This is a genomic window from Lichenibacterium dinghuense (genome assembly GCF_021730615.1).
Classification (GTDB): Bacteria; Pseudomonadota; Alphaproteobacteria; order Rhizobiales; family Beijerinckiaceae; genus Lichenihabitans; species Lichenihabitans dinghuensis.
Window position 1 is genome coordinate 1963429 of the sequence record NZ_JAJLMN010000001.1, and the last position, 25460, is coordinate 1988888.

General features: G+C 72.2%; 31 protein-coding genes. 19 read left to right on the forward strand and 12 right to left on the reverse strand.

Translation table 11 applies throughout. The annotated features are described in order from the left end of the window. Positions 1-9 precede the first annotated feature (9 nt). On the reverse strand, positions 10-1209 hold the full coding sequence (locus tag L7N97_RS09495; RefSeq protein ID WP_237478066.1) for an ABC transporter substrate-binding protein: 1200 nt from the start codon (positions 1207-1209) through the stop codon (positions 10-12). 208 nt (positions 1210-1417) lie between these two features. On the opposite strand from L7N97_RS09495, the gene minC reads away from it, so the two are divergent. From minC to minE, 3 genes are read left to right on the forward strand one after another with little or no spacing between them, the layout of a single operon-like run. After that, positions 1418-2149 carry a septum site-determining protein MinC gene (gene minC, locus L7N97_RS09500; RefSeq protein WP_237478067.1) on the forward strand — a complete coding sequence of 244 codons (732 nt, stop codon included), beginning with the start codon at positions 1418-1420 and terminating at the stop codon, positions 2147-2149. Between the two features lie 23 nt (positions 2150-2172). After that, positions 2173-2988 carry a septum site-determining protein MinD gene (gene minD, locus L7N97_RS09505; protein ID WP_237478068.1) on the forward strand — a complete coding sequence of 272 codons (816 nt, stop codon included), beginning with the start codon at positions 2173-2175 and terminating at the stop codon, positions 2986-2988. Further along, positions 2985-3257, forward strand: a complete 273-nt coding sequence (gene minE / locus L7N97_RS09510) for a cell division topological specificity factor MinE (protein WP_237478069.1) — start codon at positions 2985-2987, stop codon at positions 3255-3257. Before minD ends, minE begins: the two co-directional genes overlap by 4 nt. A gap of 250 nt (positions 3258-3507) precedes the next feature. Here minE and L7N97_RS09515 read toward each other — a convergent pair whose 3' ends face one another. Further along, positions 3508-3786, reverse strand: coding sequence for a helix-turn-helix domain-containing protein (locus L7N97_RS09515; protein ID WP_237478070.1), 279 nt, complete (start codon positions 3784-3786; stop codon positions 3508-3510). Between the two features lie 229 nt (positions 3787-4015). Here L7N97_RS09515 and L7N97_RS09520 point away from each other — a divergent pair, with 229 nt between their 5' ends. Beyond that, complete coding sequence (locus tag L7N97_RS09520; RefSeq protein ID WP_237478071.1) at positions 4016-4306, forward strand: DUF1488 family protein; 291 nt, start codon at positions 4016-4018, stop codon at positions 4304-4306. Between the two features lie 56 nt (positions 4307-4362). Further along, positions 4363-4569 (forward strand): hypothetical protein, encoded by a 207-nt coding sequence (locus L7N97_RS09525; RefSeq protein ID WP_237478072.1) that lies wholly within the window; start codon positions 4363-4365, stop codon positions 4567-4569. Between the two features lie 39 nt (positions 4570-4608). On the opposite strand, the gene L7N97_RS09530 is transcribed toward L7N97_RS09525, so the two are convergent. Continuing rightward, positions 4609-5478, reverse strand: a complete 870-nt coding sequence (locus L7N97_RS09530; protein WP_237478073.1) for an alpha/beta fold hydrolase — start codon at positions 5476-5478, stop codon at positions 4609-4611. A 79-nt stretch (positions 5479-5557) separates the two neighbouring features. Here L7N97_RS09530 and msrB point away from each other — a divergent pair, with 79 nt between their 5' ends. From msrB to L7N97_RS09555, 5 genes are all read left to right on the forward strand, one after another. After that, entirely contained in the window at positions 5558-6052 is a 495-nt protein-coding gene (msrB, locus tag L7N97_RS09535; RefSeq protein WP_237478074.1) for a peptide-methionine (R)-S-oxide reductase MsrB, read from the forward strand. 83 nt (positions 6053-6135) lie between these two features. After that, on the forward strand, positions 6136-6828 hold the full coding sequence (locus tag L7N97_RS09540; protein ID WP_237478075.1) for a class I SAM-dependent methyltransferase: 693 nt from the start codon (positions 6136-6138) through the stop codon (positions 6826-6828). A 55-nt stretch (positions 6829-6883) separates the two neighbouring features. Continuing rightward, positions 6884-8014, forward strand: a complete 1131-nt coding sequence (locus tag L7N97_RS09545) for an acyl-CoA dehydrogenase family protein (protein ID WP_237478076.1) — start codon at positions 6884-6886, stop codon at positions 8012-8014. Then, complete coding sequence (locus L7N97_RS09550; protein ID WP_237478077.1) at positions 8011-8748, forward strand: PIG-L deacetylase family protein; 738 nt, start codon at positions 8011-8013, stop codon at positions 8746-8748. Before L7N97_RS09545 ends, L7N97_RS09550 begins: the two co-directional genes overlap by 4 nt. Then, entirely contained in the window at positions 8745-9332 is a 588-nt protein-coding gene (locus L7N97_RS09555; RefSeq protein WP_237478078.1) for a class I SAM-dependent methyltransferase, read from the forward strand. Before L7N97_RS09550 ends, L7N97_RS09555 begins: the two co-directional genes overlap by 4 nt. Here L7N97_RS09555 and L7N97_RS09560 read toward each other — a convergent pair. From L7N97_RS09560 to L7N97_RS09595, 8 genes are all read right to left on the reverse strand, one after another. Next, complete coding sequence (locus L7N97_RS09560; RefSeq protein WP_237482132.1) at positions 9244-10518, reverse strand: glycosyltransferase; 1275 nt, start codon at positions 10516-10518, stop codon at positions 9244-9246. The genes L7N97_RS09555 and L7N97_RS09560 overlap by 89 nt on opposite strands. Before the next feature lie 120 nt (positions 10519-10638). Continuing rightward, positions 10639-11139 carry a pyridoxamine 5'-phosphate oxidase family protein gene (locus L7N97_RS09565; RefSeq protein ID WP_237478079.1) on the reverse strand — a complete coding sequence of 167 codons (501 nt, stop codon included), beginning with the start codon at positions 11137-11139 and terminating at the stop codon, positions 10639-10641. A gap of 90 nt (positions 11140-11229) precedes the next feature. Continuing rightward, complete coding sequence (locus tag L7N97_RS09570) at positions 11230-11721, reverse strand: DUF1178 family protein (RefSeq protein ID WP_237478080.1); 492 nt, start codon at positions 11719-11721, stop codon at positions 11230-11232. Between the two features lie 14 nt (positions 11722-11735). After that, the gene (grxC, locus tag L7N97_RS09575; protein ID WP_237478081.1) at positions 11736-11993 is read right to left on the reverse strand and encodes a glutaredoxin 3; all 258 of its coding nucleotides are present in this window, start codon (positions 11991-11993) and stop codon (positions 11736-11738) included. 46 nt (positions 11994-12039) lie between these two features. After that, entirely contained in the window at positions 12040-12840 is an 801-nt protein-coding gene (locus L7N97_RS09580; protein WP_237478082.1) for a ComF family protein, read from the reverse strand. 205 nt (positions 12841-13045) lie between these two features. Further along, positions 13046-14107, reverse strand: coding sequence for an extracellular catalytic domain type 1 short-chain-length polyhydroxyalkanoate depolymerase (locus L7N97_RS09585; protein WP_237478083.1), 1062 nt, complete (start codon positions 14105-14107; stop codon positions 13046-13048). A gap of 83 nt (positions 14108-14190) precedes the next feature. Continuing rightward, positions 14191-14610: a CopG family transcriptional regulator gene (locus L7N97_RS09590; protein WP_237478084.1), complete on the reverse strand. Its 420-nt coding sequence runs from the start codon at positions 14608-14610 to the stop codon at positions 14191-14193. 200 nt (positions 14611-14810) lie between these two features. Next, the gene (locus L7N97_RS09595; RefSeq protein ID WP_237478085.1) at positions 14811-15224 is read right to left on the reverse strand and encodes an NUDIX domain-containing protein; all 414 of its coding nucleotides are present in this window, start codon (positions 15222-15224) and stop codon (positions 14811-14813) included. A 98-nt stretch (positions 15225-15322) separates the two neighbouring features. Here L7N97_RS09595 and denD point away from each other — a divergent pair, with 98 nt between their 5' ends. The 5 genes from denD to L7N97_RS09620 all read left to right on the forward strand — a co-directional run bounded on the left by denD (position 15323) and on the right by L7N97_RS09620 (position 20093). Continuing rightward, positions 15323-16312, forward strand: coding sequence for a D-erythronate dehydrogenase (gene denD, locus L7N97_RS09600; protein ID WP_237478086.1), 990 nt, complete (start codon positions 15323-15325; stop codon positions 16310-16312). A 12-nt stretch (positions 16313-16324) separates the two neighbouring features. Next, entirely contained in the window at positions 16325-17215 is an 891-nt protein-coding gene (locus L7N97_RS09605) for a hydroxypyruvate isomerase family protein (protein ID WP_309242779.1), read from the forward strand. 259 nt (positions 17216-17474) lie between these two features. Beyond that, positions 17475-18296 carry an alpha/beta hydrolase gene (locus L7N97_RS09610; protein WP_237478087.1) on the forward strand — a complete coding sequence of 274 codons (822 nt, stop codon included), beginning with the start codon at positions 17475-17477 and terminating at the stop codon, positions 18294-18296. Between the two features lie 82 nt (positions 18297-18378). Next, a complete protein-coding gene (locus tag L7N97_RS09615) occupies positions 18379-19395 on the forward strand; it encodes a TRM11 family methyltransferase (protein WP_237478088.1) in 1017 nt (338 codons plus the stop codon). Between the two features lie 470 nt (positions 19396-19865). Next, on the forward strand, positions 19866-20093 hold the full coding sequence (locus L7N97_RS09620; RefSeq protein ID WP_237478089.1) for a hypothetical protein: 228 nt from the start codon (positions 19866-19868) through the stop codon (positions 20091-20093). 13 nt (positions 20094-20106) lie between these two features. Here the strand turns inward: L7N97_RS09620 and L7N97_RS09625 are convergent. After that, positions 20107-20858 (reverse strand): IS5 family transposase gene (locus L7N97_RS09625; RefSeq protein WP_428980973.1). Its coding sequence is split into 2 segments (ribosomal slippage): positions 20107-20528 and positions 20528-20858, totalling 753 coding nucleotides; the frame shifts between segments, so codons are not numbered across the junction. 178 nt (positions 20859-21036) lie between these two features. Here L7N97_RS09625 and L7N97_RS09630 point away from each other — a divergent pair. From L7N97_RS09630 to L7N97_RS09645, 4 genes are all read left to right on the forward strand, one after another. Further along, complete coding sequence (locus tag L7N97_RS09630; RefSeq protein WP_237478091.1) at positions 21037-21246, forward strand: hypothetical protein; 210 nt, start codon at positions 21037-21039, stop codon at positions 21244-21246. Between the two features lie 107 nt (positions 21247-21353). Further along, positions 21354-22379, forward strand: coding sequence for a radical SAM protein (locus tag L7N97_RS09635; RefSeq protein WP_237478092.1), 1026 nt, complete (start codon positions 21354-21356; stop codon positions 22377-22379). Then, a complete protein-coding gene (locus L7N97_RS09640) occupies positions 22379-24268 on the forward strand; it encodes a RiPP maturation radical SAM C-methyltransferase (protein WP_237478093.1) in 1890 nt (629 codons plus the stop codon). Before L7N97_RS09635 ends, L7N97_RS09640 begins: the two co-directional genes overlap by 1 nt. Continuing rightward, positions 24259-25419, forward strand: coding sequence for a radical SAM protein (locus L7N97_RS09645; protein ID WP_237478094.1), 1161 nt, complete (start codon positions 24259-24261; stop codon positions 25417-25419). Before L7N97_RS09640 ends, L7N97_RS09645 begins: the two co-directional genes overlap by 10 nt. The last annotated feature ends 41 nt before the right edge of the window (positions 25420-25460 follow it).

Below are 25460 nucleotides of genomic sequence, written 5' to 3' on the forward strand. Positions count from 1 at the left end.
ACGAGGGCGCTACTTCGCCAGCGGGCAGCCCCCGTCGGCCAGCGGCCGGAAGGCCCGGTCGGCCGGGATGGTGGCGACGGGGCTGTAGAGGTCCCATTCGCCGTGCGACTCGGCCGGCGTCTTCACCCGGTAGACGTACATGGGGTGGATCGCCCGCCCGTCCGCCCGCACCGTCACGGTTCCGAACAGCGCGTCGGCGATCGGCGCCCTCTTCATCTCGTCCACCACGGCCTCGCCGTCGATCGTGTCGGCCGCCTTCGCGGCGCGCAGGTAGGCCAGCACGGCCGAATACACGCCGGCCTGGTTTTCCGTCGGCACGCGGCTTGGCACCTTCTCGGCGAAGCGCTTGGCGAAGGCGCGGGAAGCGTCGTCGCGGTCCCAGTAATAGGCCTCGGTCAGCAGCAGCCCCTGCGCGAGCGGGAGCCCGATGGCGTGGACGTCGACGATCTCGGTCAACAGCCCCGTGAGCCGCTGCGCCGGGGACACGCCGAACTCGGCCGCCTGCTTCACGCCGTCGACCAGCGCCGTGCCGGTGTCGGCGAAGGCCACGGCCTCGGCGCCCGAGCCCTGCGCCTGCAGGAGGTAGGACGAGAAGTCGGTCGCGCCGAGCGGGTGCTTGACCGAGCCCGACACCGTGCCGCCCAGCGCCTTGAAGGCGGCCGTGGTGTCGCGCTCCAGCGCGGCGCCGAGCGCGTAGTCGAAGGAGATGAAGTAGACGCTCTTGGCGCCGACGTCCTTCAGCGCCTGCGCGGCGGCGTTGCCGAAGGCCCAGGTGTCGAAGGTCCACTGCACCGTCGTGGGGCGGCAGAACTTGCCGGTGAGGTCGGAGGTGCCGACGTTGGCGCCGAGGAAGGTGCGGTGCTTGTCGGCGATCACGCCGTTGATGGCCAGCGCCACGCCGGAGTTCACGGCGTCCGTCACCGCCGCGACGCCGTCGCGGTCGAGCCACTCGCGCACGATGGCGCTGCCGACGTCGGGCTTGTTCTGATGGTCGCCGTACAGGATCTCGACCTTGAGGCCGGGCGCTTCCCGCATGAAGTCGTCGGCGGCGAGCTGCGCCGCCACGACGGACCCCTTGCCGGACTGGTCCGCGAAGGGGCCGGAGCCGTCGTTGAGCACGCCGATCCTGATCGTGTGGTCCGGGATCTCCGCCAGGGCGGGCCCGGCCGACAGCGCGGCACAGAAGGCGAGGCAGGCGGCGCGGCGCAAGGACGTTCTCCCTTCGATCCATCGATCCGCTGCATATCGCGCGGGCGGCGGGCGCACCAGCCCGGCGCGCGGGCCGGCCCCCCTGTCCCACGGCGGGACACCCGGCGCTGTGAAAAAGCGCGCGGCCGCGTTAGACCGTTAACCAACTTTAACGGTCTGTTAACCGCGCGGGCGTCAGATCGTGGTCATTAAAGGACCCTTAAGCGGCATGTCGGTTCAAGCCTCCCCCTCCACCCCCGTCCGGTTCCGCGGCCGCTCGCTGATGGCGCTGGTGCTGCGGCCCGAGCCGCCGATCGACGCCTGGCTCCTGGGCCTCGACGACCTGCTCGGCCGCTCGCCCGGCTACTTCACCAGCCGCCCCGTGGTGGCCGACCTCAGCGCCATGGCGGACGAGGGCGACCAGCTGGTCCGCCTGATGGACAAGCTGCAGGGCCGCAAGATCCGTGTCATGGCGATCGAGGGCGCCGACCCCGAGCGGCTCGGCGCCGACCTCGACCGGCTGCCGCCGATGGTGGAGGGCGGGCGCCCGGCCTCCGCGCCGGCCGTGCCCGACGTGGCGCAGCCCGACGCCGCCGCGGTGGCGGCCGCCGTCGCGGCCCAGCAGATCCGCACCGTGCCGTCGCTGATGATCGACAAGCCGGTTCGCTCCGGCCAGTCGATCACCTTCGCGGAGGGCGACGTGACGATCCTGGGCTCGGTGGCCTCGGGCGCCGAGGTGATGGCGGGCGGCTCGATCCACATCTACGGGACGCTGCGGGGCCGCGCCATGGCGGGCTTCGCCCACAAGGACGGCCGCATCTTCTGCTCGAAGCTCCACGCCGAGCTTCTGGCGATCGACGGCATCTACAAGACCGCGGACGAGATGGACGCGACGCTGCGCGGCAAGGCCATCCAGGCCTGGACCAGCGGCGACACGCTCGTCATCGCGGGCCTGGACTGATGAACATTCAAGGAGGCAGGGGCATGTCGCAGGTCGTCGTGGTGACATCGGGCAAGGGCGGCGTCGGCAAGACCACGTCGACGGCCGCCATCGGGGCCGCGCTGGCGCAGTCGGGCCAGAACGTGGTGGTGGTCGACTTCGACGTCGGCCTGCGCAACCTCGACCTGATCCTCGGCGCCGAGCGCCGGGTGGTCTACGACCTCGTCAACGTGATCCAGGGCCACGCGAATCTCAGCCAGGCGCTGATCCGCGACAAGCGCTGCGAGACGCTCTACCTGCTCCCCGCCTCGCAGACGCGCGACAAGGACGCGCTGACCGAGGAGGGCGTCGAGCGCGTCATCGCGGAATTGCGGACGCGCTTCGACTGGGTGATCTGCGACAGCCCAGCCGGCATCGAGCGCGGCGCCCAGCTCGCCATGCGCCACGCCGACCTCGCCATCATCGTCACCAACCCCGAGGTGTCGTCGGTGCGCGACAGCGACCGCATCATCGGCCTGCTCGACTCCAAGACCGTGAAGGCCGAGCGCGGCGAGTGGATGGAGAAGCTGCTGCTCCTCACCCGCTACGACCACGCCCGCGCCCAGCGCGGCGACATGCTCAAGACCGAGGACGTGCTGGAGATCCTGTCGATCCCGCTGCTCGGCATCATCCCGGAATCGCAGGACGTGCTGCGCGCCTCCAACGTCGGCGCGCCGGTGACGCTCAACAACCCGGGAAGCGTGCCCGCCAAGGCCTACATCGACGCGGCGCGGCGCCTGCGCGGCGAGAACCTCGACGTGACGATCCCCCGCGACAAGAAGGGGATTATGGGCATGCTGTTCGGAAGGAAGGCCGCATGAAGCTCCTCAAGTTCCTCGGCGTCCGCGACAGCGCGCCCGTGGCGCGCGAGCGGCTCCAGATCCTGCTCGCCCACGAGCGCTCGCTGGTCGGCCGCTCCGACCTCGTGGCGATCCTGCGCGAGGAGATCCTGCAGGTGATCGCCAAGCACTGCGCCATCGATCGCGACCAGGTGCGGGTCAAGATGGCCAAGGGCGACACGCTGTCCACCCTCGAGGTCGACCTCGAGATCCGCGCGCCCGCCGGCGGGGAGATCGCGCTGGCGTCCTGACGCCGCGCAGGGGCGCCATCCGAGCCGCCGCCCCGGCGAGCCCGTCTCGTCGGGACTACCACGGATGCACATGGCCGTAACCGTTATCGACCCACGATCGAAAATCCCCTCGGAACGGGGGGCCTTCGGCTTGATCACAGCGGGATACGTCGTCGGGGGGATCGTCGTGGTGGTCGTGCTGGCCCTGGCCTGGGTTGCCCTGGGCCCCGAATAGGGGACGGCCCCAGTCCCGCGCCGCGGCGCCGTCCCGTCAGCGGCGCCCCAGCCTCACCCCCGGCCCGTCGCCGTCGTCAGGCAGGAAGAGGATGCCGGCGTCTTCGGCGGCTGCCTGCATCAGTCCCACCACGTCGTCGGAGACGATCTGAAGGCCACCACCCTCGAACCGTTTTACGGTCGAGATGGAGATCCGGGCGGCCTTCGCCAGATCCAGCATGGACCAGTCGAGCATGGCACGAGCGGCGCGGATCTGGGCGGGACAGATCGATGGCATCGTGAGATTTCTGGCCCTTCCGAGTTGGACGTCGCCCATCTTTCGCATCCCGCGGCGGCCCGTTACCATCCTGCGGCAAGATGACGCATAATCGGAATCCTGCGTCCCAACATCGCTATGCCGGGCCTGCCGCGATGGGGGCGCCTGCCCTGCCGGGCGCGACGGCCGGAGGCGGCCGATCGGACGCGCCGGTGCGGCGGAGACGGGCGGGACGCCCTATAAGTCCGCGTTCGAGCGATCCCGCCGACACCCGGAGCCCCCCAAGACCTTGCGCCTGACCAGCACCGACCTTCCCGCCGCCGTCGATCCGTTCGGCCTGCATTTCACGATGCAGAGCCGGGACGGGCTGGTGCGCTGCCACGTGTTCCGCGAGGCCGTCGACGAGCTCGAGGAAAGCCACGCCCGGAACGGCGCCGAGATGCTGCGCCGCTTCGTCGTCCACCGGAAGCGCCTGGAACGGATCGCCGACCGCATGTACGGCGCCGGCCACACCACGCCGTGGATCAACGTCGAGGACCTCCTGCTCGGCGTGTCGCCGGACGCGTGGGACTACGATTGACGCCCTCGCCCGGCGTGCCGAACCGCCGGGCGCTCCACCAGGACCGGGGATCGCCCATGTCCGACCCGCCGAGGAAACGTCGAGACCGCGGGCGCGCCGCGTCCCGCTTCGACGAGTTCACGCTGGCGGCCGTGGCGGTGCTGGCGCTCGTGTTGATCGCCGCCGTGTTCTCGCTCGGCCCGGGCACCGCCGGGGATCGCCTGGGCTGCGGGCTCAACGACCTCGTCAACGGCCTGCTGGCCTATCCGAGGCCGTGCCGGTGACAGTGCGGGGGGCGGTGGGCTGCGCCGCGCCGGCCCGGCTCAGGCCGCCCCGAAGAAGGCGTTCAGCGCGGCGCTGACGGCGTCGGCCTCCTCGTGCTGCAGCCAGTGGGTCGCGGGAAGGTAGCGCACCCTCGCCGAGCGGCACCGCTTCGCGGCCTCGGCGGCGAGGGGCGTCTCCAGGAAGCGGTCCTCGGTGCCCCACAGCACCAGCGTTTCGGCTTCGACGCGGGGCAGCGGCCGGGCCTCGCGGTGGCGCAGGGCGCGGTACCAGTTCAACATCCCGGTGAGCGCGCCGGGCTCGGACCAGGCCGCCGCGTAGCGGTCGAGCTCGGCCTCGGTGAAGGTGTTCGGCCGGCTCGACTCGACCAGCGAGCGCCGCAGCGCGCGGAACTTTCCGGCGCTCAGCATGGCCTCCGGCAGCCGCGGCAGCTGGAACACACCGACGTAGAAGCTACGCAGCGCCTGGGTGGGGTGGGTCAGCGCGTAGGGTCCCAAGGTGTCGGGGTGCGGCGCGTTCAGCACGGCGAGCCGCTCGACGCGGTTCGGATGGAGCGCCGCCGTCGCCCAGGCCACCACGCCGCCCCAGTCGTGCCCGACGAGCCGGAAGCGGTCGATGCCGAGCGCGTCGGCGAGGCCGACGGCGTCGCCGGCGAGCCGCGACAGGCGGTAGGCTCGCGTGCCCCGGGGCTTGTCGCTCGCGTTGTAGCCCCGCCCGTCCGGCACCACGACCCGGTGGCCCGCCGCGGCCAGCGCGCCGATCTGGTGACGCCAGCCGAACCAGAACTCCGGAAAGCCGTGCAGCAGCATCACCGCCGGCCCGTCCGCTGGCCCGGCCTCGACGGCGTGCAGCACGACGTCGCCGACGCGGTGCCGGCCGTGCCGCAGCGCGGCCTCGTCCAGATGTCCCATGGCGCACCCTCCGGTGAAACCCCATCTCCGTCGCAACGTAACGTTTCCGGCACGCGGAACGTGCCCGGAGGAGGGAGCGATGGCGGTCGACAGGCGGAAGGTTCTGGGGATCGGCGCCGTGCTGGCCGCGCTCGGGGCGAAGCTCGGCTTCCCGCGGCAGGCCCACGCCGTCGAGGGCAGCTTCCCGGTCGCCCGGAGCGACGAGGACTGGCGGCAGCGGCTCGGCGCGCGGGCCTACGACGTCCTGCGCCGCGAGGGCACCGAGCGCCCCTATTCGAGCCCGCTCAACCACGAGCACCGCCCCGGCCGCTTCGCCTGCGCGGGCTGCGACGCCGCGCTCTTCGCCTCCGACACCAAGTTCGACAGCCACACCGGCTGGCCCAGCTTCTTCCGCCCGCTCGACGGCGCGGTCGGCGAGAGCCGCGACTGGACGCTCGGCATCCCCCGCACGGAGGTGCACTGCGCCAACTGCGGCGGCCACCTCGGCCACGTCTTCAACGACGGCCCGCGCCCGACGGGCCTGCGCTACTGCATGAACGGCGTGGCGATGCGGTTCGAGCCCGGGGCGGCCTGACGGGCGGGGAGTCCCTTCTCCCCTCGCGGGAGAAGGGCGGTTCGCGCCTTGCACCGCGCCCCGCGCCGGGGCACACCGGCCCCATGCAATGCAACATCTGCGGCGGCTCCCGCTTCACCGACATGCCCAAGCGTCCCGCGGTGCGCTGCGCCGACTGCGGCTCGCTGGAGCGCACCCGCGTGGCGGCGCTGCACGTCACCGAGGCGTTGAAGCCGGCCTCGGGCGCCCACATCCTACACTTCGCCCCCGAGCGGGGCCTGAGCCTGATGCTGCGCGAGATCGGCGGCCCGAACTACCGCGCCCTCGACATCGATCCGGACCGCTATCCGGGCCTGAACGTCCAGCGCTTCGACCTCACCGAGGACGTGTTCGACCTGCCGCTCGACCGTTACGACCTCATCGTCCACAACCACGTGCTCGAACACGTTGAGGCCAACTATTCGGCCGTGCTGCTGCGCCTCGCCCGCTCGCTCAGCGACGCCGGCACCATGCTGTTCTCCGTGCCGATCCTGCCCGGCGACTTCACCGACGAGCTGATCGTCGGCGGCCCCGACGAGAAGCTGCGCCGCTTCGGGCCCTCGCTGCACGTGCGCCGTTTCTCGGTCGACACGCTGCAGCGCACGCTCGGCATGCTGTTCCCGATCCCGGACAACTACGACCTGCGCGACCGCTTCGACGCGGATCTGCTCACGGCCTGCAACATTCCGCCCCATCACTGGACCAATTTCTCGGGCGCGACGGTTTTCAGCCTGCGCAAGCAGGACCTCCGCTGCTGACGCGGCGCCCCGGCGCCCGGGGATAGCCCGCCGCGGGAGCGGGAGGACGCCCGGCATGACGCATTCGCCACCGGTCGCGGCCGGCGACATCGTCGCCGCCGCGGCGGAGGTCGCCGAGGAGCTGTTCGCCGGCGCCGCGGCGCGCGATGCCGCCGCTTCCTTCCCGGACGACGCCTTCGCGCTGCTCCACGCCGCCGCGCTGATGATGGCGCCCTTCCCGGCGCGGCTCGGCGGCGCCGGGCTGGTCGAGCCGGACGCCGCGGGTGCGCTGTGCCACGTGCTGCGGGCGATCGGCGGCGGCGACCTGTCGGTCGGGCGGCTCTATGAGGGCCACGTCAACGCGGTCGCGCTGGTGGCGCGCTACGGCACGCCGAAGCAGCTCGCGGCCCTGGCCGACGACGTCCGCGCCGGCGCCATGTCGGGCGTGTGGAACGCGGAAGGCGCCCTGCCCGCGACCCTGGAGCGCGACGGCGCGGGCTGGCGCCTCCGCGGCGCCAAGATCCTCGCCTCCGGCGTCGGCTCGGTGACGCGGCCGCTCGTGCCCGTGGCGCGCGGCGAAGCTACGGTGATGACCATCCCGCATCTCGGCGCGGGCGAGCGCGCCGACCTGTCGCGCTGGACCGCGCAGGGCATGCGCTCGACCTGCACGGGCACGGTCGACCTGGAGGGCCTGCCGGTCGGGCCCGGCCAAGTGATCGGCGGCGACGACGACTACCGCCGCCAGCCGAACTTCTTCGGCGGCGCCTGGCGCTTCTGCGCCGTGCAGCTCGGCGCGGTCGAGCGCCTGCTCGACCTCTACCGCGCCGACCTGAACCGCCTCGGCCGGGGTGCCCACCCTTACCAGCGCCAGCGGATCGCCGCCTGCGCCACCGCGGCCGAGACGGCGGCGCTGTGGGTCGAACAGGCGGCCCGGACCGTGGCGGCCGAGGCGCGGCCAGCGGCCGAGGTACTGGCCTACGTGGGCCTCGCGCGCGGCGTCACCGAGCGCGCCGGCCTCGATGTCGTGGAGGCCGTGCACCGCGGCCTCGGCCTCAACTCCTTCATGCGGCCGCACCCGGCCGAGCGCGTGGCGCGCGACCTCGCCACCTACCTGCGCCAGCCGGCGCCCGACGGCGCCATGGCGGACGCCGCGGCGGCCGTGCTCGCCGCCCCGGCGCCGGCCCGCACCCTGTGGAGGGACGCGTGACTGTCGGCGACTACCTCGACGCCCTGGAGGCTCTCCCCTTCGGCACGGTCGGCGACCTCACCGGCGGAGCGCCCTTCCTGGTGCTGTCGCCCCACCCGGACGACGAGACGCTGGGCTGCGGCGGCCTGCTGGCCCTCGCGGGCCGCGCCGGGATCGAGGGCCACGTCATGATCCTCACCGACGGCGCCGCCTCGCACCGCAACTCCCCGAGCCATCCGCCCGAGCGCCTGACGGCCCTGCGCCGGGACGAGGCGGAGCGCGCCGCGGCCGAGCTCGGCCTGCCCGAGGACCGGCTCGGCTTCCTCGCGCTCCGCGACGCCGCGACGCCGTCGGAGGGGCCGGCGTTCGACGCGGCCGTGGACGCCATCGTGGCCCGCGCGGAGGCGACCGACGTGCGCACGCTGTTCGTGACCTGGGGCCGCGACCCGCATTGCGACCACGAGACCGCCTTCGCCATGGCGCGCGCCGCGGCGGCGCGGCTCGGCGCGGCGCTCTACGCCTACCCGGTGTGGGGCCTGCACCTGCCGCGCGGGGACGCGTTCGACGAGCCGGATCCGCGCGGCTACCGCCTCGACATCGCGGAGGCCCGCGACGACAAGCGCCGCGCGATCGACCGCTACCCGTCCCAGATGACGCGCATGATCGACGACGATCCGGACGCCTTCTGCTTCACGGCGGAGCAGCTCGCGCCCTTCCTCGGCGCGGTCGAAACCTTCATCGAGGTGCGGACGTGACGGACGCCCGGCCCTCGCTCGACAGCCGCTACTTCGAGGACATCTACGCCCGCACCATCGACCCCTGGGACTTCCGCACGAGCCCCTACGAGCGCGGGAAATACGAGGCCACGCTCGGCATCCTGCCGCGGCCGCGCTACCGCTCGGCGCTGGAGGTCGGCTGCTCGATCGGCGTGTTCACACGCCTCCTGGCGGACCGCTGCGGCGCCGTTCTGGCGCTCGACACCTCGCCCTCGGCGCTCGGCGAGGCGCGCGCCGCCAACGCCGACCGGCCCGGCGTCGCCTTCCGCGAGGCGACGCTGCCGCGCGACTTCCCCGAAGGGCGCTACGACCTGATCGTCCTGTCGGAGGTGCTCTACTACCTGTCCCGACCCGACCTCGCCGCGCTGGCGGCGCGCTGCCGCGCCGCGCTGGAGCCGGACGGCGCCATGGTGCTCTGCCACTGGCTCGGCGAGACCGACTACCCGCTCGGCGGCGACGAGGCCGCGGAGCTGTTCATCGCCGCCGCGGCACCGCGATGGCGGAGGTCGGCGTCTCGGCGAGAGCCGCAATACCGATTGGACCTGTTGTCCGCGGCGGACTGAGGGGCGAGAAGGCGATCGCCGCGCCGCCCCGCTCGACCTCGATGGGCGAGAAGCGCGCCGCGGCGGTGTCGGCCGTCACGCCCAGGCGCTCCAGCCGGCGCAGAAGCCGCTCGATGGCGTCGATCTCGGCCGGCAGCGCGGAAGGGCGGAGCGGCTCGCCGAGCCGCAGGGCCGGGCTCTCGGCCTCGGCGCGGCGCCACAGGTGGGAGAAGGGGAGGTCGGCGCCGGCGAGGACCAGCGCGGCCGCGGCGTCGCGGTCGAGCCCGAGGCGGCGGCGCCAGCCGAGGCTCTCGCCGAGCCGCCCCGCCGCGTGCAGGCGGCGCAGGAGGCCGCGCGTGCGGGCGCGGTGGAACAGGCGGTCGGCGCGCTCGAGGTCGCCGTCGCAGGGCGCTTCCAAGTCCTCGTGGCGCGCCCGCATGGTGTCGCCGGCGCCGCCCGGCGCGCGGCTGTCGAAGCGGCAGGAGGTCGTCACCGCCGCCTCCATGCTGTGGCGGATCAGGAAGCCGGCGTCGTCGAGCGTCCCCGCGAGCGCGCTGTCCTCGCCGAGCGGGCGCACCGGCAGCCCGCCGATGGCGCGATAGGCGGCGAGCGTCACCGCGATGCCGGCGCCGGAATGGACGCGGTGGTTGGGCCAGGGGTCGTGGCGGCGGGGGTCGAGCGCCGCGTAGAGCTCGGCCACGCGCGACAGGTAGCGGTCCTCCAGCCGGCCGCGGCCCAGGAAGCCCGCCCCGAGCGCCAGATATTCGCTCGGGTCGGCGTCGATGTAGCCCGCGACGGCGTCGACGCCCGCGGCGAAGGCGGCCAGCGTCGCCGACACCCAGCACGATTGCGCGCGGCTGTCGGCGTCGGTGGTCAGGATCACCCCGCCCCGCCCCGGCGGGAGCAGGTCGGCGGCGGCGTCCATGGCGCGGCGGCGGGCGCCGCCGGCGTGGGCCTCGGCGGGCGGCAGCACGCATTCGACGACGTGGAGCGGGAAGGGTGCCACGGCCGCGAAGGCCCGGGCGAGCCCGGCCGTGGCGTCGCGGCAGTTGTTGGCCAGCACCAGCACGGAGAAGCTGCCCTCCGGCATCGGCGCGCCGCGGCCGTCGCGCTGCATCGCCAGGGCGGCCAGGCAGGCGCCGATGCGCTCCGCCTCGTCGTGGGCCGGGATGGCCACCACGGCCGGCGGAAACGCGCTCCCCCTCATGTCCACGCCGGTCTGTCCTCCCGTGAGTCGACGATTCGCTTCGCAGGATCGGACATCCGCCGCGGGTCCACACTCAACCATGTTTAGACCCGCCGGCGCCGGACGGCGCCGGCCCGGGCGTCAGCCCAGCGACACGCGCTCGTGCTCGCCGACGTTGCCGGGCTTGTGGCCGGTGACGACCGCCTTGGCGTAGGCGTAGAGGACCACGATCTTGCCCGATGGGGCGTCCCAATATTCCGCGTCCTCGATGTCGACGGTGATGACCGCGATGTCGGGATCGTCGACGCCCTTGGGGAACCAGGCCTTGGCGGCGGGGGTCCAGTGGTCGCGCACGGCGGTCTTGTCCGTGGTGATGGTGCCGCGGCCCCGCATGGCGACGTATTTCTGCGCCTTGGCGTCCGAGAAGGTGACGATCGTCTCGGGGTCGGTCTCGAGGTCGTGGGTCTTGCCGGAGCGCACGTCGGTCAGGAAGTAGAGCTTGCCCCTGAACTCGGCGTCACTGACCGCCATCGGGCGGCTGTGGAACTTGCCGTCCGGCCCGCGGGTGGACAGCATGGCGATGCCGAGCTCCTTGCAGATCTCCATCACCTTGGTCCGGGCGTGTTCCTCGTGCTGGTCCATGTGTCGCTCCGCTCGCTCTCGACTGCTGCGTCCAAGCCGCAATGCGGCCTCGGCGGCGGCGGTTCCGGGGCGTGCGTGCGCTTTAGGGCCTCAGTTCCGGTCGTCGGGCAGCGCCGGGATGGGCAGGATGCCGACGCCGTCCTCGATCAGCTCGCGCACCTCGTCGTCGGTGGCGGTGCCGTAGATGGCGCGGGGCGGCGCGTCCCCCTCGTGGATCGCGCGGGCCTGCACGGGGAAGGCCGGGCCGACGTCGGTGGCCTCGCGCTTCAGCTTGGCGTGGAGCTCGCGCAGGGCCGCCCGCATGCGGGCGAAGCCCTCGTCGGCGATCGGCGGGGATGGCGGCGGCGCGGGGACGGGCGGCGATGCTTCCGGGGCCGCGGCGGGCGGGGCGGGGGGGCGGGCGCCGCGCTTCTCGGCCGAGCGGCGCACGGCGGGCGCCATCACGGCCTTGCGGACCTCCGCGGCGCCGCAGGCCGGGCACGCGACCTGCCCGGCCTCGCTCTGCCGGTCGAAGGCGTCGCTGTCCGGGAACCAGGCCTCGAAGCTGTGGTCCTTCGCGCAGAGCAGCGCGTAGCGGATCATAGGCCGTCGAACGCTCAGGCGGCCAGCAGGGGGTCGAGCTTGCCGGCCGAGTCGAGCGCGTAAAGGTCGTCGCAGCCGCCGACGTGGCGCTCGCCGATGAAGATCTGCGGCACGCTGGTGCGGCCGCCCGCGCGCTCCGTCATGGCCGCGCGGCCCTGGCGGTCGCCCGACACGTCGATCTCGTCGAAGGGCACCGCCTTGCGGCGCAGCAGCTCCTTCGCGTCGGCGCAATAGGGGCAGAAGCGCGTGGTGTAGATCGTGACGGGCGGCATGGGCTCGCGGGGTCCGGTGGATCGGGTCCCGCCTCATATGGACCCGTCAACTTTCCGTAACAACCCGCGCGAAGACCAGCACGTCGACCCCCGCCGCGCCGGCGCGCAGCAGCGCGCGGGACGCAGCGTTGAGGGTCGAGCCGGTGGTCAGCACGTCGTCGACGAGCAGCACGCGCCGCCCCGCGACGGCGGCGCCGCGCTCCGGCGCGACCGCGAAGGCGCCCTGCACGTTGTCCATGCGCTGGGGCCGCGTCATGCCGACCTGGCTCGCGGTGGACTTCACGCGCCGGAGCGCCAGCGGGTCCCAGGGCACGCCGGAAGCCCGCGACACCTCGCGCGCCAGCACGGCCGCCTGGTTGAACTGCCGCCGCCACAGCCGCATCCGGTGCAGCGGCACGGGGACGACCACATCCGCCTCGGCGAGGAGTTCGGCGCCGGCGCGCGCCATCCAGGCGCCCATCGGGCGGCCGAGGTCGAGACGGTCGCCGTATTTCAGCGCGTGGACGAGGCGGCGCGCCGGCCCGTCGTCATAATGGGCCACCGCCCGCGCCCGGCCGTAGACGGGCGGGTGGGCGATCGCCTCGGGCGACAGCAGGCCGGGGCCGAAGTCCTGCGGGAAGGGCAGGCCCAGCCGCTCGCAATAGGGCCGCTCGATGAAGCGCATGGAGCGCCAGCAGGCGGCGCAGAGGCCGGCGCCCCGCTCGACGCTGCGCCGGCACGCGATGCAGCCGGGCGGGAACACCACGTCGAGCGCGCCGTGGAGGACCGCGTGAGCGAGCCCCCGCGCCGCCGCCGCGGCACGGGCCGGCAGCGGGACGGGCGGCGGCGCGGCGTCGTCCTCGACCATGGATGGAAGACTAGCGCAGCCGCCGTGGTGCGTCAGTCCGTTGTTCGAGACGGATCGGATCCGTCGAATCCGGTCCGCCTCCTCCGCAGGCGGAGGAGGATCGAGGCGGCGGCCGTCGTGCGCTGATCCTCCTCTGCCGAGCGGAGGAGGAGGACCGCCTGAGAGGAGGCCGACCGGGCTCGACCGAGGCGGTCGAGCGAGTGCCTCAGGCCGCGAGCCGGTGCCGCAGGAAGAAGCGCAGCATCTCGCGGCTGGCGTCGGGGCCGCGCGGCTCGGTGTAGGAGCCGGCGGCGCTGCCGCCCGACCAGGCGTGGCCGGCGCCGTGCAGGAGCCAGTGCTCCGTCATCGGCAGCCCGGCCGCGTCGCTCTCGACCCGGCGCGTGTAGCCGAGGCCGCCCTCGGATCGCCCGCGCGTCGCCTCGGCGGCCAGCGTCGCCCCGCCGCGCGCCTGGACGATCACTTGGTCGCCGTTGACGGGCGCCACGGTGGGATCGGCGTCGCCGTGGAACACGATCGTCGGCATGGCGCGGCCCGGCCCCTCGCGCCCGCCGCCCCGCATGGCCGCGAAGGCGCCCGGCATGTCGCGCGCGGCGCCCGCCGCGAGGCCCGAATGCACGCCCGCGGCGGCATAGAGGTCCGGGTAGAGCTGCGCGAGGATCGCCGCCGCGGCGCCGCCGGCCGACAGGCCCGCCACGTAGACGCGCCCCGGATCGACCGCGAACTCGCGCATCACGTCGCGCGTCAGCCCGGCGATCAGCGCGGGCTCGCCGCGGTCGCGGATCTGGCCGGCGGCGTCGAACCAGTTCCAGCACTTCTGCGCGTTGGCGCTCCGGGTCTGGCGCGGATAGGCGACGAGGAAGCCGTGCTCCTCCGCGACTTCGTTCATGCGCGTGCCGGCCGCGAAATCCTCGGGCGACTGGGTGCAGCCGTGCAGCATCACCACGAGGGGCATCGGCCGGCCGGCATATGCGCTCGGCACGTAGAGCCGGTAGCCGAGCGCGCCCTGCGAGCCGCGGTGGGTGTGCTCGTCGAAGCGCGCGCCCTCGGGCACGGCCACCTCGGCCGCGACGCCGCGGCGCGGGCCCATCTCGCAGGCCGGCGCTCCGGGCTTGAGGTCGGCCAGGCGGGCCAGCATGTCGCGCAGAGCCGGGGCGAGGTCGGCGCGGGGGGCGCCCGGCGCCGGCATGGGCGGCAGCTTGGCCCGGAGCGCGTCGAGGGACGGCAGCTGGGGGAGGCGTGACAGGTCGAAGGCGGGGAGCTTCAGCATGGGTGTGGCCCTTCGGGCACGGGGGTTCGTTCGCCGCCGGGGCGGGGAGCGTCGTCGTCGGGGGACGCCGGGGCGGCCGGCGGTCAGAGCGTGCGGTCGGCGAGGGCGGCCCTGACGGCGGCGCTGGCGTGGAGAGCGCCCAGCACCTGCACGGAGCTGATCGCGGCGCGCGCCAACTCCGGGGTGACGTCGGACGCGATGGTGGCGAGGCCCAGCACCTGGATGTCGAGCGTCTCGCCCGCCGCCACCGCGGCTTCGAGCTCCCGGCGCCCGTAGTGGGTGAGGCCGAGGCTCAGGCGCTTGCGCGCCACGGACTGCTTCACCGCCTCGCCGTGGCGGTCGAGCCCGTTGCGGATGGCGGTGCGGATGAAGTCCGTCCGGTTCGCGTAGAAGCCGTCCCGCACCAGCAGGTCGATCTGGCCGAGGTCGACGAAGCCGAGGTTGATCGTGATCTTCTCGCTGTCGGCCGGCCTCGCGCTCGGCTGCAGGTCCTTGCCGGCCATCGCACCATCCTATGACCATCCACATGGATGGTAGAATGGGGTGCCTTCGCTCTCATCGCAAGAGCGTCCGAGCCGTCATCGCGAGCGCAGCGAAGCGATCCAGCCGTGGGGAGCGCCACCGGGCCGAGACCAGCCGCACCCGCGCACTGGATCGCTGCGCTGCGCTCGCGATGACGTCGAGCTTCGTGGAGCAGTCCAGGCTAACTGCGGTCCTGTTCTCGGGACGCGAAAAAGTCCTCGACCTGCGCCGTGTGGAGCGGGAAGGCCGTCTCGACCGGCGCGCGGATCACCACGACCTCGCTCACCTCCGCGTCGTGGACGAAGGGCCCGTCGTGGACCGCCGGGGGCGCCTCGCAGAACAGCAGGTTCTGGCGCCGGTCCGGCGTGGTCTCGACGGCGACGAGGCGCAGCGCCGCCGCGTCGACCGCGACGCCGGTCTCCTCCAGCACCTCGCGGGCGCCGGCCTCCCGCCAGGTCTGGCCCGCCATCTGATAGCCGCCGGGCAGCGCGAGCCTGCCCTGCCCCTCGCCCGGCAGCGCGCGGCGCACCATCAGCAGGCCGCCGCGGATCGGCACCCGCACCACCACCACGGTCGGCGTGTTGTCGTATCCCATGCGCGTCCCTCGACATCGCGATAACCCCGATCCAAACACCGCCCTCGGCGGTTCGGATCGGGCGAGACGCCGAACGCGGCGCCGCAGGGAGGCAGACCATGCACGTGATGATCATCGGGGCCGCCGGCATGGTCGGCCGCAAGCTGGCCGAGCGCCTCGCCGCCGACGGACGGCTCGGGACACGCGACGTCGAGCGCCTGACGCTGGTCGACGTGGTGGCCCCCGCGGCCCCCGCCGGCCACGGCGGCGCGGTCGAGGCCGTCACGGCGGACCTGTCGGCGCCGGGCGAGGCCGAGAGGCTCGCGGCCAAGCGCGCCGACGTCGTGTTCCACCTCGCCGCCATCGTGTCGGGCGAGGCCGAGGCGGACTTCGACAAGGGCTACCGCATCAACCTCGACGGCACGCGCTTCCTGTTCGAGGCGATCCGCCAGGAGGGGCTGCGCGAGCCCTACGCTCCGCGCGTCGTCTTCACCTCGTCGATCGCGGTCTTCGGGGCGCCCTTCCCCGAGCGCATCGGCGACGATTTCTTCCAAACCCCGCTGACCAGCTACGGCACCCAGAAGGCCATCGGCGAGCTGCTGCTCGGCGACTATTCGCGCCGCGGCTTCTTCGACGGGATCGGCATCCGCCTGCCGACGATCTGCGTGCGGCCGGGCAGGCCCAACCTCGCGGCCTCGGGCTTCTTCTCCAACATCCTGCGCGAGCCGCTCAGCGGGGTGGAGGCGGTGCTGCCCGTTTCGACCGACGTGCGCCACTGGTTCGCGAGCCCCCGCGCGGCGGTCGGCTTCCTGCTCCACGCCGCGACGGTCGACACGGCCACGCTCGGCGCACGCCGCACGGTGAGCCTGCCGGGCCTGTCCGCCACGGTCGCGGAGGAGATCGAGGCGCTGCGGCGCGTCGCCGGCGACCGCGCGGTGGCGCTCATCCGCCACGAGCCGGACGAGACCATCGCCCGCATCGTCGCGGGCTGGCCGCGCGACTTCGACGCGTCGCGCGCGGCCGCGCTCGGCTTCCGGGCGGAGACCTCCATGGACGAGATCGTGCGCGCCCACGTCGAGGACGAGCTCGGCGGCCGGGTCGGCGGCTGAGGGGTGGGATCCATGCCCCGCTTCTCGGCGAACCTCGGCTTCCTGTGGCCGGACCGTCCCCTGCTCGACCGGATCGACGCGGCGGCGGCGGCCGGCTTCCGGGCGGTCGAGCTGCACTGGCCCTACGACGTTCCGGCCGCCGCGGTGCGGGCGCGCTGCGAGGCCCACGGCCTCGCGCTCCTCGGCGTGAACACGTCGCGCGGGCGCGAGGGCGAGTTCGGCCTCGGCGCGCTGCCGGGCCGCGAGGCCGAGTTCCAGGCCGCCGTCGACCAGGCGGTCGCCTGGTGCGCCGAGGCCGGCGGCAGCGCGGTCCACTGCATGGCGGGGGTGACGGGGGATGCCGACCCGGAAGCGGCGCGCGCCACCTTCGTCGCGAACCTTTCCGAAGCGTCGCGCAAGGCCGAGCCGCACGGGCTGACGCTGCTCCTGGAGCCGATCAACCCCGTGGACGCGCCGGGCTACTTCTATTCCACGGTCGACGAGGGCGCGGCCGTGATCGAGGCGGTGGGCCTCGGCAACCTGCGCCTGATGTTCGACTGCTACCACGTGGGGATGGTGGGGCAGGACGTCGTCGCCACCCTGCGGCGCTATCTGCCGCTCGTCGGGCACATCCAGTTCGCCTCCGTGCCGGGCCGCGCCGAGCCGGACGCGGGGGAGCTGGCCTACGGGGCCGTGTTCCGCGCGGTCGACGCGCTCGGCTACGCGGGCTGGGTCGGCGCCGAATACCTGCCGCGCGGCGCCACCGACGCGGGCCTCGGCTGGATGACGGCGGGCGAGGCGCCGGCGGCGGTGTCGCTGATGATCACGCGGCGGCAGAAGGAGGAGCTGCGCGCGCTCGGCTTCGCCGACGAGGCCATCCGCGAGATGAAGCCCGCCGAGGCCCATCGGCACCTCGGGCTGTGAAGATCGGCGTGAGCGTGGAGGACGCGGCGAGCGCCGCGCTTTCCACCGTCGTCGCGAGCGCAGCGAAGCGATCCGGACCGCCCCCTCCGCCGGTGTCGCGCCGCCAAAGATCGACGCCGCGCGGCAGCTCTTGACGGACTGGATCGCTTCGCTGCGCTCGCGATGACGGAGCCGGCGTGGCGCCGGGCATCCGCCGCCGCACGACGATGACGCGCCCCCGCCGGCATCGTAGCTTCCACCCCGGAGGACGCCCGCGCCGATGACCGACATCATTCTCGACCCCTGGCTCGACGCCGAATATGACAACCGCGCCAAGGTGCCGGGACATCCCGCCATCATCGCCGGCTGGGCGCGCGACGCGGCCGCGTTCCTCGACGCCCATCCCCATGCCGACCTCGGCCTGCGCTACGGCGCCGGGCCGCGGCAGGCGATGGACGTGTTCTGGCCGGGCGCAGCGCGGGGCGGGCCGCTCGCGCTGTTCATCCACGGCGGCTACTGGGCGGCGCTCGACCGCTCCTCGTTCAGCCACCTCGCGCGGGGGCTGCTCGCCCACGGCGTCGCCGTGGCGATGCCGTCCTACGACCTGTGCCCTGGCGTCAGCCTGGAGGAGCTGGTCGACGAGGTGCGCGACGCCGCCGCCTTCGCGGCCGCGCGGGCGGGCCGCCCCGTCCACGCCACGGGCCACTCGGCGGGCGGCCACCTCACCGCCATGCTGCTCGCCACCGACTGGCGCGCGCGGGGCCTCGCCGCGGACGCCGTCTCGGGCGGCTGCGCCGTCAGCGGGCTGTTCGACCTGGAGCCGCTGATCGCGACCAAGGTCAACCTCCCGCTCGGCCTCGACGCGCCCCGCGCCGCCGCCCTGTCCCCCGCCCTGATGCCGAAGCCGCGCGGGCGCCTGCGCGCCGTGGTGGGCGAGTTGGAGGGCGCGGAATACCTGCGCCAGTCGGCCGTCATCACCGCGGCGTGGCGCGGCACCTTCGGGGTGCTGCCGGGCGCCGATCACTTCACCGCGCCGGCGCCCCTCGCCGACCCGGATTCGGCGCTGGTCGCCGCGATCCTGGCCGACATGCGCGCGGCCTGAGGCCCGCTCCCGGGAAATCTCGTTGCCCCGCGCCGGTCGCGGCCGCATTGACCGCCCCCGGGGCCGCTGGTCTAAGGCCGCCATGCCGACGCCCACCACCCTCGCGGTTCAGATCGCGCCCCAGCGCAGCACGCAATACGCGGACCTCGTCGGCGACCTCGCCGTCGCGGAGATCTCCGCTTCCCCGCTGCGCCACCGCGCTTCGGGCTTCGCGCTGCGCGACATCGCCGGCCAGACCTACGTGACCTTCGCGCTGTCCGAAGGGCCGCTGTCCGGCGCGGACGGGGCGCTGCTGGCGAGCCTCGCGACGCTCGGCAACGCCTTCGAGCTCTTCGAGGCGCTCGGCGGGGTCGAGGGCCCGCTGCTGCGCCCCGTCCCCGTCAGCTACCCGCACCTCCTGTCGCCCGACATCGCGGCGGTGCGGCGCTACAAGGGCAAGACCAGCGAGCTGTTCACGCTGTTCATGTGCAACGTGGCGAAGTTCGCGAGCGCCTTCGCGGAGGCGCCCTGGCGCGACCTGCGGGTGTTCGATCCCTTGAGCGGCGGCGGCACGACGCCCTTCACGGCGCTGTCGCTCGGGGCCCACGCGGCCGGGGTCGAGCGCGAGCGCGGCGACGCCGAATCAACCGCGATGTTTCTCGCGCAATATTGCCGCGAGGCGCGCGTGTCCGTGGGGGTGCGCGAGGAGAAGCTCCGGCCCCTCGCGGCCCACCGCTGGCGCCTGCGCGTCGGCCGCGAGAAGGAGGACCCGCGCGCCTGCCTGATCGCCGCCGGCGACAGCGCCCTGTCGCGCGACCTCCTCGCGGGCTTCGGCCGTCCGCACCTCGTCGTCACCGACCTGCCCTACGGCATCCAGCACGACGCGCCGCTCGCCGAGCTGCTGTCGCGCTGCCTGCCCGCCTGGGCGGGGATGATGGAGCCAGGCGGCGCCCTCGCCTTCTCGTGGGACTCGACGCGGGCGGGCCGCGACGAGATGGCGGCGCTGGTCGAGGACTTGTCGCCGCTGCGGGTGGTGCGCGACGCGCCCTACGGCGACCTCGCCCACCGCGTCGACCGCGTCATCAAGCGGCGCGACGTGATCGTGGCACGCGCGGGCTGAGCTTCCGCTCCGCCCTCCCCTTCGCCTGATGGTGGACTCGCCGAGGCTCGCGGCCTCCGCCGAGCGATATCGGCAGTCGGATCTTCTGGCCGCTGCGAGCCCGGAGGTGCGTCGCCGCTCATGCGGCGTGAGCCCGACGGGAATGCGCCAGCATGTCCGTCGACCGGTATGAGCGCGCAGTAAACGATCCAGCTCGCTCGGCCGGCTCCCGCAACTGATGGCGGTCAGGCGGCCGGAGCTCGCGCGGCTTGCAGCGAGAGGCAGCCTCGCCGTCATCAGGCCCCGCGGAGCCTCGCGGAGTGCCGTCACGGGACTGAATCGTGACTGAGTCAGTTTCCGGGTCCGGATTCGATGCCCGCCGAATTCGTGTTAACCCGACAAGGCCCTGAGCTAATTTTGCAACCGACCCGAGCTAAATGGGTCTAGTGCAACCGAAACTGCAGTCTGCCGACTCCCTTCAGGAGGTCTGAATGACGACCATCGACTTAGAGCGGGTGAGAAAGGCCACGGCTCAGATCAAGGCGAGCCCGCCAGCAAGCGACGACGCGCTGAATGATCCGAAGGCTTTCCTCGCCCGGCAGGGCATCCCGATCGACGACGCGATCGCGACGATGATCGCGTCACGCCGAGGCACGATCACGGCACCCCGGCAAGCTTCGGCCATCCACATCGACATCGGCGCACCCGCGTCAGCCTAGGGCGTGTTGACATTCAGCGCAGGGCGAGAGCGATGCTTGCCGCGTAGATCATAGCGCTGAAGCTCGTGTCAGTCTTGTCGTAACGCGTGCCGATGCGGCGAAAGGCTTTCAGCGAACAGAAGAAGTTTTCGACGAGGTGCCGCCATTTGTAGGCGGCAAAATCGCAGGGGATGTGCCGCTTGCGATTGGCTTTGGGCGGGATCACCGCGGCAATGCCTCTGCCTTCAAGATTTTCCCGAAGCCAATCGACGTCGAAGGCCTTATCGGCCAGAAGCATCTTGAAGGGCACGTCGGCGATCAGATCCTTGACGCCTTTGACGTCGTGGCGGTGCCCCGGCAGCAGCACAAAGCGCACCAAATTGCCGAGCGCGTCCACCAGGGCGAGGATCTTGGTGGTCAAACCGCCGCGAGAACGGCCGATGGCCTGATCCTGAGTCCCCCTTTTGCGCCAGTGCCGTGCTGGTGGACCCTGATGATCGTGCCATCCACCATGGCGTATTCAAAATCAGGGTCGCCCGACAGAGCGGCGAAAACGCGGTCGAAGACCGCCTTCTTGGCCCACCGGCGGAAACGTTGGAAATTGGAGTTCCAGTTGCCGAACCGGTCCGGCAAGTCTCGCCATGGTCCGCCCGTCCGTGCGACGTGCAGGATAGCTTCCATGAACAGACGATTGTTGCTGGCCGACCGCCCCGGATCACCGACCTTGCCGGGAAGCAGAAGGGCAATGCGCTCCCATTGCTCGTCCTTCAACACGTCGCGATCCATGCTGGAACCTCCCTTTTCCAGCCTTGAATCCCACTTTCGCCCGCTGGGAAACCTAATGTCGCTAAATGTCAACGCGCCCTAGGCCTAAGGTGGGCAGATCGCCTGCTTTCCTTTGGTCAACCTTCATCCAGTGCCGGGCATCGCCCGTTGCGCTCACGATTCCCATGGGAGAAACACGATGATCACGATCGACCTCGACCGCGTGAAGAAAGCTGCGGCCATGATGAAGTCCAACCCTCCGTCCCACGACGATATTCTGAAGGATCCCAAGTCGTTCCTGGCTGCGCAGGGCGTGCAGATCGACGATGAAGTCGAGAAGCTGATCACCTCTCGCAAGAACGTGGCGTCGGCACCGCGTCAGGCCGCAGCGATCCACATCGACATCTGACACGACCTAAAATCTCATCCCCGCATCCCTGATTTGTCGGTGGCGCAGGGCGTCGAAACCCTGTGCCGCTCCACGAGACATCCCGCTCCAGGATCATGATGATGCCCATGGGTGATGTGACGAACAGCATCTACGACCTCACGACGCCGCCGACGAGCGACCTCGTCGTCAATCTGAGCCTGAAATGCCCGTTGAAATGTTCCCATTGCTGCTATTCATCCGATATGAGCTTCACGGAAGAGCTTTCGGCTGACGACGTCATCTCGGTCATCGAGCAATCACGTGAGATCGAGCGGCTCGAGTCCGTCCATTTCATCGGCGGCGACCCCTTCCTTCATCAGGCCACGATGCTGGCGGCCACGCGGGCCGCGCATCGCCGGGGTTTGTCCGTCAAGGCCACGACCAGCGCATATTGGGCGAGTTCGGTCGAGCGCGCGGCCCGTGTTCTCGCGCCTCTGGTCGAGGCGGGACTCGGGGAGATCACGATCTCCTACGACGACGAGCACGCCGCCTTCGTCCGGCTCGCCTGGATCGGACATGCCGTCGAAGCGGCGGGGCGAGCCGGGCTCGATGTGAGACTCGCCGTCGTCGTCGGCCCGAACTCGCGCATCAGAGCTCACAACCTCCGAGAGGACCTCGGCCTGCAGGACCGGAACGACATCGTGGTCTATGAAACCCGCCTCAACGCGACCGGTCGCGCCGCCGATGCGGGCGCGGCCGCGGACGCGAAAGCCTATCGTGGCGCCTGCAACTCCGTCTTCCGGACGGTTCAGGTCGACGCGTCGGGCAAAATCTTTCCCTGTTGCGGCGTCATTCCGCACCACGACGCGCTGTCGATCGGCAGGCTGTCCGACGTCGGGTTGGCCGAGTCGATCGCGCGGGCCAGGGCAGACCCGCTGTTGCGCTGGATCAACCTCGTCGGTCCAGTCCAGATCCTCGTCGACATCACGTCCGACTCGCCCGAGCCGATCGACGCCGGGCGGTACAACGGCATTTGCGCGGCATGCGACGCGCTGTTCACCGATCCGGCGCTTCTGGCCCTGGCGCGGGCACGGGCCGCCGAGCGGGAAGATTGGCTGGATGCCGCCGGGGCCGCCCGCTACCTGTTCGACCAGGCCTGCGAGGCGCGCTGATGCGGGCCGTCGCTCTCGTCTGCGCCCCGCTGATGTCGGTCGTGAGGCCGTCCTTGGCTCTCGGGCTGCTCCAGGCCACGCTCGCCGCGCGCGGGATCGCCGTGCGTTGCGTGTACAGCAACCTGTTGTTCGCGGAAAGGATCGGGCTCGACCTCAACGAGGCCGTCGCCGAGACCCTGCCGACCGATCTGCTCGCCGGCGAATGGCTGTTCGCCGCCGAAGCTGGCTGCGGGGGGTCGCCCGCGACGACGCAGGCGCACGAGGCCGATATGGCTGTCGCCCTGCGGCGGCGCGGCATTCCCGACCTCGGTCCGATCCGCGACGCCATCGTCCCCGCCTTCCTGGACGAGGCGGTCGACACCATCATGGCCGACAGGCCGGCCATCGTCGGGTTCACGACGATGTTCGCCCAGACGCTCGCCTCGGTCGCCATCGCGGCGCGCATCAAGGCGCGCGCACCGGAGACGCTGATCTGTTTCGGGGGGCCGAACTGCCACGGCCCGATGGGCGGCGTCCTGCTCAAGGCGTTCGACGTCATCGACGTGGTGTTCACGGGAGAAGCGGACGTCGGCTTCCCAGATTTCGTGGCGGCGGTCATGGCGGGCCGGACGCCGGCGCGCGACGGCAGTTGGATCGGCCGCGTCGCCGGCCCGGCGGCCCCGCGGGCGCCCGTGACCCAGGACCTCGACCGCCTGCCCACACCCGATTTCGGAGACTATTTCGGCCAGTTGGGGGCGTTGTCCGCTGCGGCTCGGATCCGTCCGTCCTTGCCTTTCGAGTCGTCGCGCGGATGTTGGTGGGGCCAGAAGCATCATTGCACCTTCTGCGGGCTGAACGCGACGGGCATGGCGTACCGCCAGAAGTCGACCGAACGGGTGCTCGGAGAGCTCGACGAGTTGCGTCGACGCTACGGGATTCGTCAGTTGGCCGCGACCGACAATATTCTGAGCCTGAAGCACCTGCGCGACGTCATGCCGAGGCTCGCGAAGGCTGGCGAGCCCACCCGCATGTTCTACGAGGTCAAGGCCAACCTCGACGAGGCCGAGTTGAAGCTGCTGGCCGACGCGGGCGTTTCTTGGCTGCAGCCCGGGATCGAGAGCCTGTCCGACGGTGCCCTGCGCCTCATGCGCAAGGGAACCACGAGTTTGATCAACATCCGCCTTCTGCGGCAATGCCGCGAGTTCGGCATCGGTGTGAGTTGGTCGCTCCTTTACGGCTTCCCGGGCGAGCCGGTCTCGGAATACGACGAGGTCGCCGCCTTCGCGCCGCTGCTCGAACACCTGCAACCGCCCTTCGGCTGCGGCCGCATCCGCCTCGACCGGTTCAGCCCCAATTTCGAGGATGCCTCGGCTCTCGGCTTCGTCGACGTCCGGCCGGCTCCCGCCTATGCGGCCGTATACGGCCTCGGCGAGGGCGACCTGCGCGATCTCGCCTATTTCTTCGTCGGTGCGGCCCCCGAGGCGGCCCGCGACGACGACATGTCGCCGCTGCGTGAAGCCGCGGCACGTTGGCGGGCGCGTTGGACGGGTGATCCGGAGGTGCCCCGCCTTCAGGCGATGGCGACCGATGCGGGCCTTCTCGTGGAGGACACGCGCTCCTGTGCCGCGCAGCGGTTCTCCATCCTGTCCCCCATCGAGAGCGCGCTCCTCGTCCGATGCCGGTCGCCCCGCGCTTCGGCGGATCTCGCCGCCGTCGCGCCCGACCGCGTCGGCGATGTCGAGGACGGGCTGGCTGACCTCATCCATCGCGGCTTCGTGATCGAGCGGGGCGGCATCTTCCTGTCCCTGGTCGTCACGGCCGGGCGCGAGTGTTTCGGCCCGGACGACTGGGCCGGCCCACCCCTGGGGTTCGTCCTGCCCGCGACCGAGGAGAGCGCCCCATGTCCGTAGAAGTGCGGCCCCGCGGCGACGCCTGCAACCTCAAATGCACCTACTGTTATCAGGAGCGCGCGCGCGAGGAGCGCCGCCACGAACGCGGCGGCGACACCGACGCCATGATCGCGGCTCTGGACCGGCTCGACGAGCCTTTCACGCTGTTCGGCGGCGAGGTCCTGCTGACGCGCAGGGCCGACCTGGAACGGCTGCTGGCCTTCGGCTTCGAACGCTACGGCGGCTCGGGCCTGCAGACCAACGCCACGCTCGTGACGGAGGCGGATCTCGCCACCTTCGCGCGCTACAACGTCCGCCTCGGCGTCTCGATCGACGGTCCGGGCGAGCTCAACGACGCGCGCATCGCCGGCAACCCGGCCCGCACCCGATCGGCCACCGCGGCGACGGAGGCCGTCATCGAGCGCCTGTGCCGCGAAGGCAAGCCACCCAGCATCATCGTCACGCTGCACGCCCTCAACGTCAGGGGCGATCGGCTCGACGTCCTTTGCCGCTGGCTCCGCGATCTCGACCGAAAGGGCGTCCGCCGGGTCAGGCTCCACGTGTTGCAGGTCGACGGGAGCGAGGCGGCCCGGCTGGCCCTGTCACCCGAGGAAAGCTTGGCCGCCCTGCGGCACCTGCGCGACCTCGAACGCGAGTTGTCCGCGATCCGCTTCGACCTCTTCGACGAGATCGCATCCCTGCTGCAGGGCGACGATTCTCGCGCGTCCTGCGCGTTCCACGCCTGCGACCCCTTCTCCACCCGGGCCGTGGTCAGCGTGGAAGCGGATGGCGCGCTCGCCAACTGCGGCCGCGTCAACAAGGAAGGGACAGCGAACGGGCGGGCAGCGGTCCGAAGCTTCGACCGGCAGATCGCCCTCTTCGCCACCCCGCAGGAGGAGGGGGGATGCGCGGGCTGCCGCTTCTTCCTGATGTGCAAGGGCAACTGCCCCGGCACGGCCATCGCCGGCGATTGGCGGCTGCGCTCCGCCGATTGTCCGACGTGGTTCGCCCTGTTCGCGGACGCCGAGGCTGCTCTGATGGCGCAGGGCGTCGACGTCCTGAGTCGGTCGCCGCACAGGGGCGCGACGGAAGCGGCCATGATCGCGGCCTGGACGCAACACGACGACCCGCCGCTCGCCGAGATCCGTGGTCGCTGCTCGGGCGAAGCATGACGGCCGTGCTGGCCTGGCCCCCCGCGGGGCCCGAGTGGCCC

Excerpts from the sequence above, each read along its gene's own strand:
- minC (WP_237478067.1), top strand. The coding sequence starts at position 1,418 with ATGTCGGTTCAAGCCTCCCCCTCCACCCCCGTCCGGTTCCGCGGCCGC.
- minD (WP_237478068.1), top strand. The coding sequence starts at position 2,173 with ATGTCGCAGGTCGTCGTGGTGACATCGGGCAAGGGCGGCGTCGGCAAG.
- minE (WP_237478069.1), top strand. The coding sequence starts at position 2,985 with ATGAAGCTCCTCAAGTTCCTCGGCGTCCGCGACAGCGCGCCCGTGGCG.
- L7N97_RS09515 (WP_237478070.1), bottom strand. The coding sequence starts at position 3,786 with ATGGGCGACGTCCAACTCGGAAGGGCCAGAAATCTCACGATGCCATCG.
- L7N97_RS09525 (WP_237478072.1), top strand. The coding sequence starts at position 4,363 with ATGTCCGACCCGCCGAGGAAACGTCGAGACCGCGGGCGCGCCGCGTCC.
- L7N97_RS09530 (WP_237478073.1), bottom strand. The coding sequence starts at position 5,478 with ATGGGACATCTGGACGAGGCCGCGCTGCGGCACGGCCGGCACCGCGTC.
- msrB (WP_237478074.1), top strand. The coding sequence starts at position 5,558 with ATGGCGGTCGACAGGCGGAAGGTTCTGGGGATCGGCGCCGTGCTGGCC.
- L7N97_RS09540 (WP_237478075.1), top strand. The coding sequence starts at position 6,136 with ATGCAATGCAACATCTGCGGCGGCTCCCGCTTCACCGACATGCCCAAG.
- L7N97_RS09545 (WP_237478076.1), top strand. The coding sequence starts at position 6,884 with ATGACGCATTCGCCACCGGTCGCGGCCGGCGACATCGTCGCCGCCGCG.
- L7N97_RS09560 (WP_237482132.1), bottom strand. The coding sequence starts at position 10,518 with ATGAGGGGGAGCGCGTTTCCGCCGGCCGTGGTGGCCATCCCGGCCCAC.
- L7N97_RS09565 (WP_237478079.1), bottom strand. The coding sequence starts at position 11,139 with ATGGACCAGCACGAGGAACACGCCCGGACCAAGGTGATGGAGATCTGC.
- L7N97_RS09570 (WP_237478080.1), bottom strand. The coding sequence starts at position 11,721 with ATGATCCGCTACGCGCTGCTCTGCGCGAAGGACCACAGCTTCGAGGCC.
- grxC (WP_237478081.1), bottom strand. The coding sequence starts at position 11,993 with ATGCCGCCCGTCACGATCTACACCACGCGCTTCTGCCCCTATTGCGCC.
- L7N97_RS09580 (WP_237478082.1), bottom strand. The coding sequence starts at position 12,840 with ATGGTCGAGGACGACGCCGCGCCGCCGCCCGTCCCGCTGCCGGCCCGT.
- L7N97_RS09585 (WP_237478083.1), bottom strand. The coding sequence starts at position 14,107 with ATGCTGAAGCTCCCCGCCTTCGACCTGTCACGCCTCCCCCAGCTGCCG.
- L7N97_RS09590 (WP_237478084.1), bottom strand. The coding sequence starts at position 14,610 with ATGGCCGGCAAGGACCTGCAGCCGAGCGCGAGGCCGGCCGACAGCGAG.
- L7N97_RS09595 (WP_237478085.1), bottom strand. The coding sequence starts at position 15,224 with ATGGGATACGACAACACGCCGACCGTGGTGGTGGTGCGGGTGCCGATC.
- denD (WP_237478086.1), top strand. The coding sequence starts at position 15,323 with ATGCACGTGATGATCATCGGGGCCGCCGGCATGGTCGGCCGCAAGCTG.
- L7N97_RS09605 (WP_309242779.1), top strand. The coding sequence starts at position 16,325 with ATGCCCCGCTTCTCGGCGAACCTCGGCTTCCTGTGGCCGGACCGTCCC.
- L7N97_RS09610 (WP_237478087.1), top strand. The coding sequence starts at position 17,475 with ATGACCGACATCATTCTCGACCCCTGGCTCGACGCCGAATATGACAAC.
- L7N97_RS09615 (WP_237478088.1), top strand. The coding sequence starts at position 18,379 with ATGCCGACGCCCACCACCCTCGCGGTTCAGATCGCGCCCCAGCGCAGC.
- L7N97_RS09620 (WP_237478089.1), top strand. The coding sequence starts at position 19,866 with ATGACGACCATCGACTTAGAGCGGGTGAGAAAGGCCACGGCTCAGATC.
- L7N97_RS09630 (WP_237478091.1), top strand. The coding sequence starts at position 21,037 with ATGATCACGATCGACCTCGACCGCGTGAAGAAAGCTGCGGCCATGATG.
- L7N97_RS09635 (WP_237478092.1), top strand. The coding sequence starts at position 21,354 with ATGGGTGATGTGACGAACAGCATCTACGACCTCACGACGCCGCCGACG.
- L7N97_RS09640 (WP_237478093.1), top strand. The coding sequence starts at position 22,379 with ATGCGGGCCGTCGCTCTCGTCTGCGCCCCGCTGATGTCGGTCGTGAGG.
- L7N97_RS09645 (WP_237478094.1), top strand. The coding sequence starts at position 24,259 with ATGTCCGTAGAAGTGCGGCCCCGCGGCGACGCCTGCAACCTCAAATGC.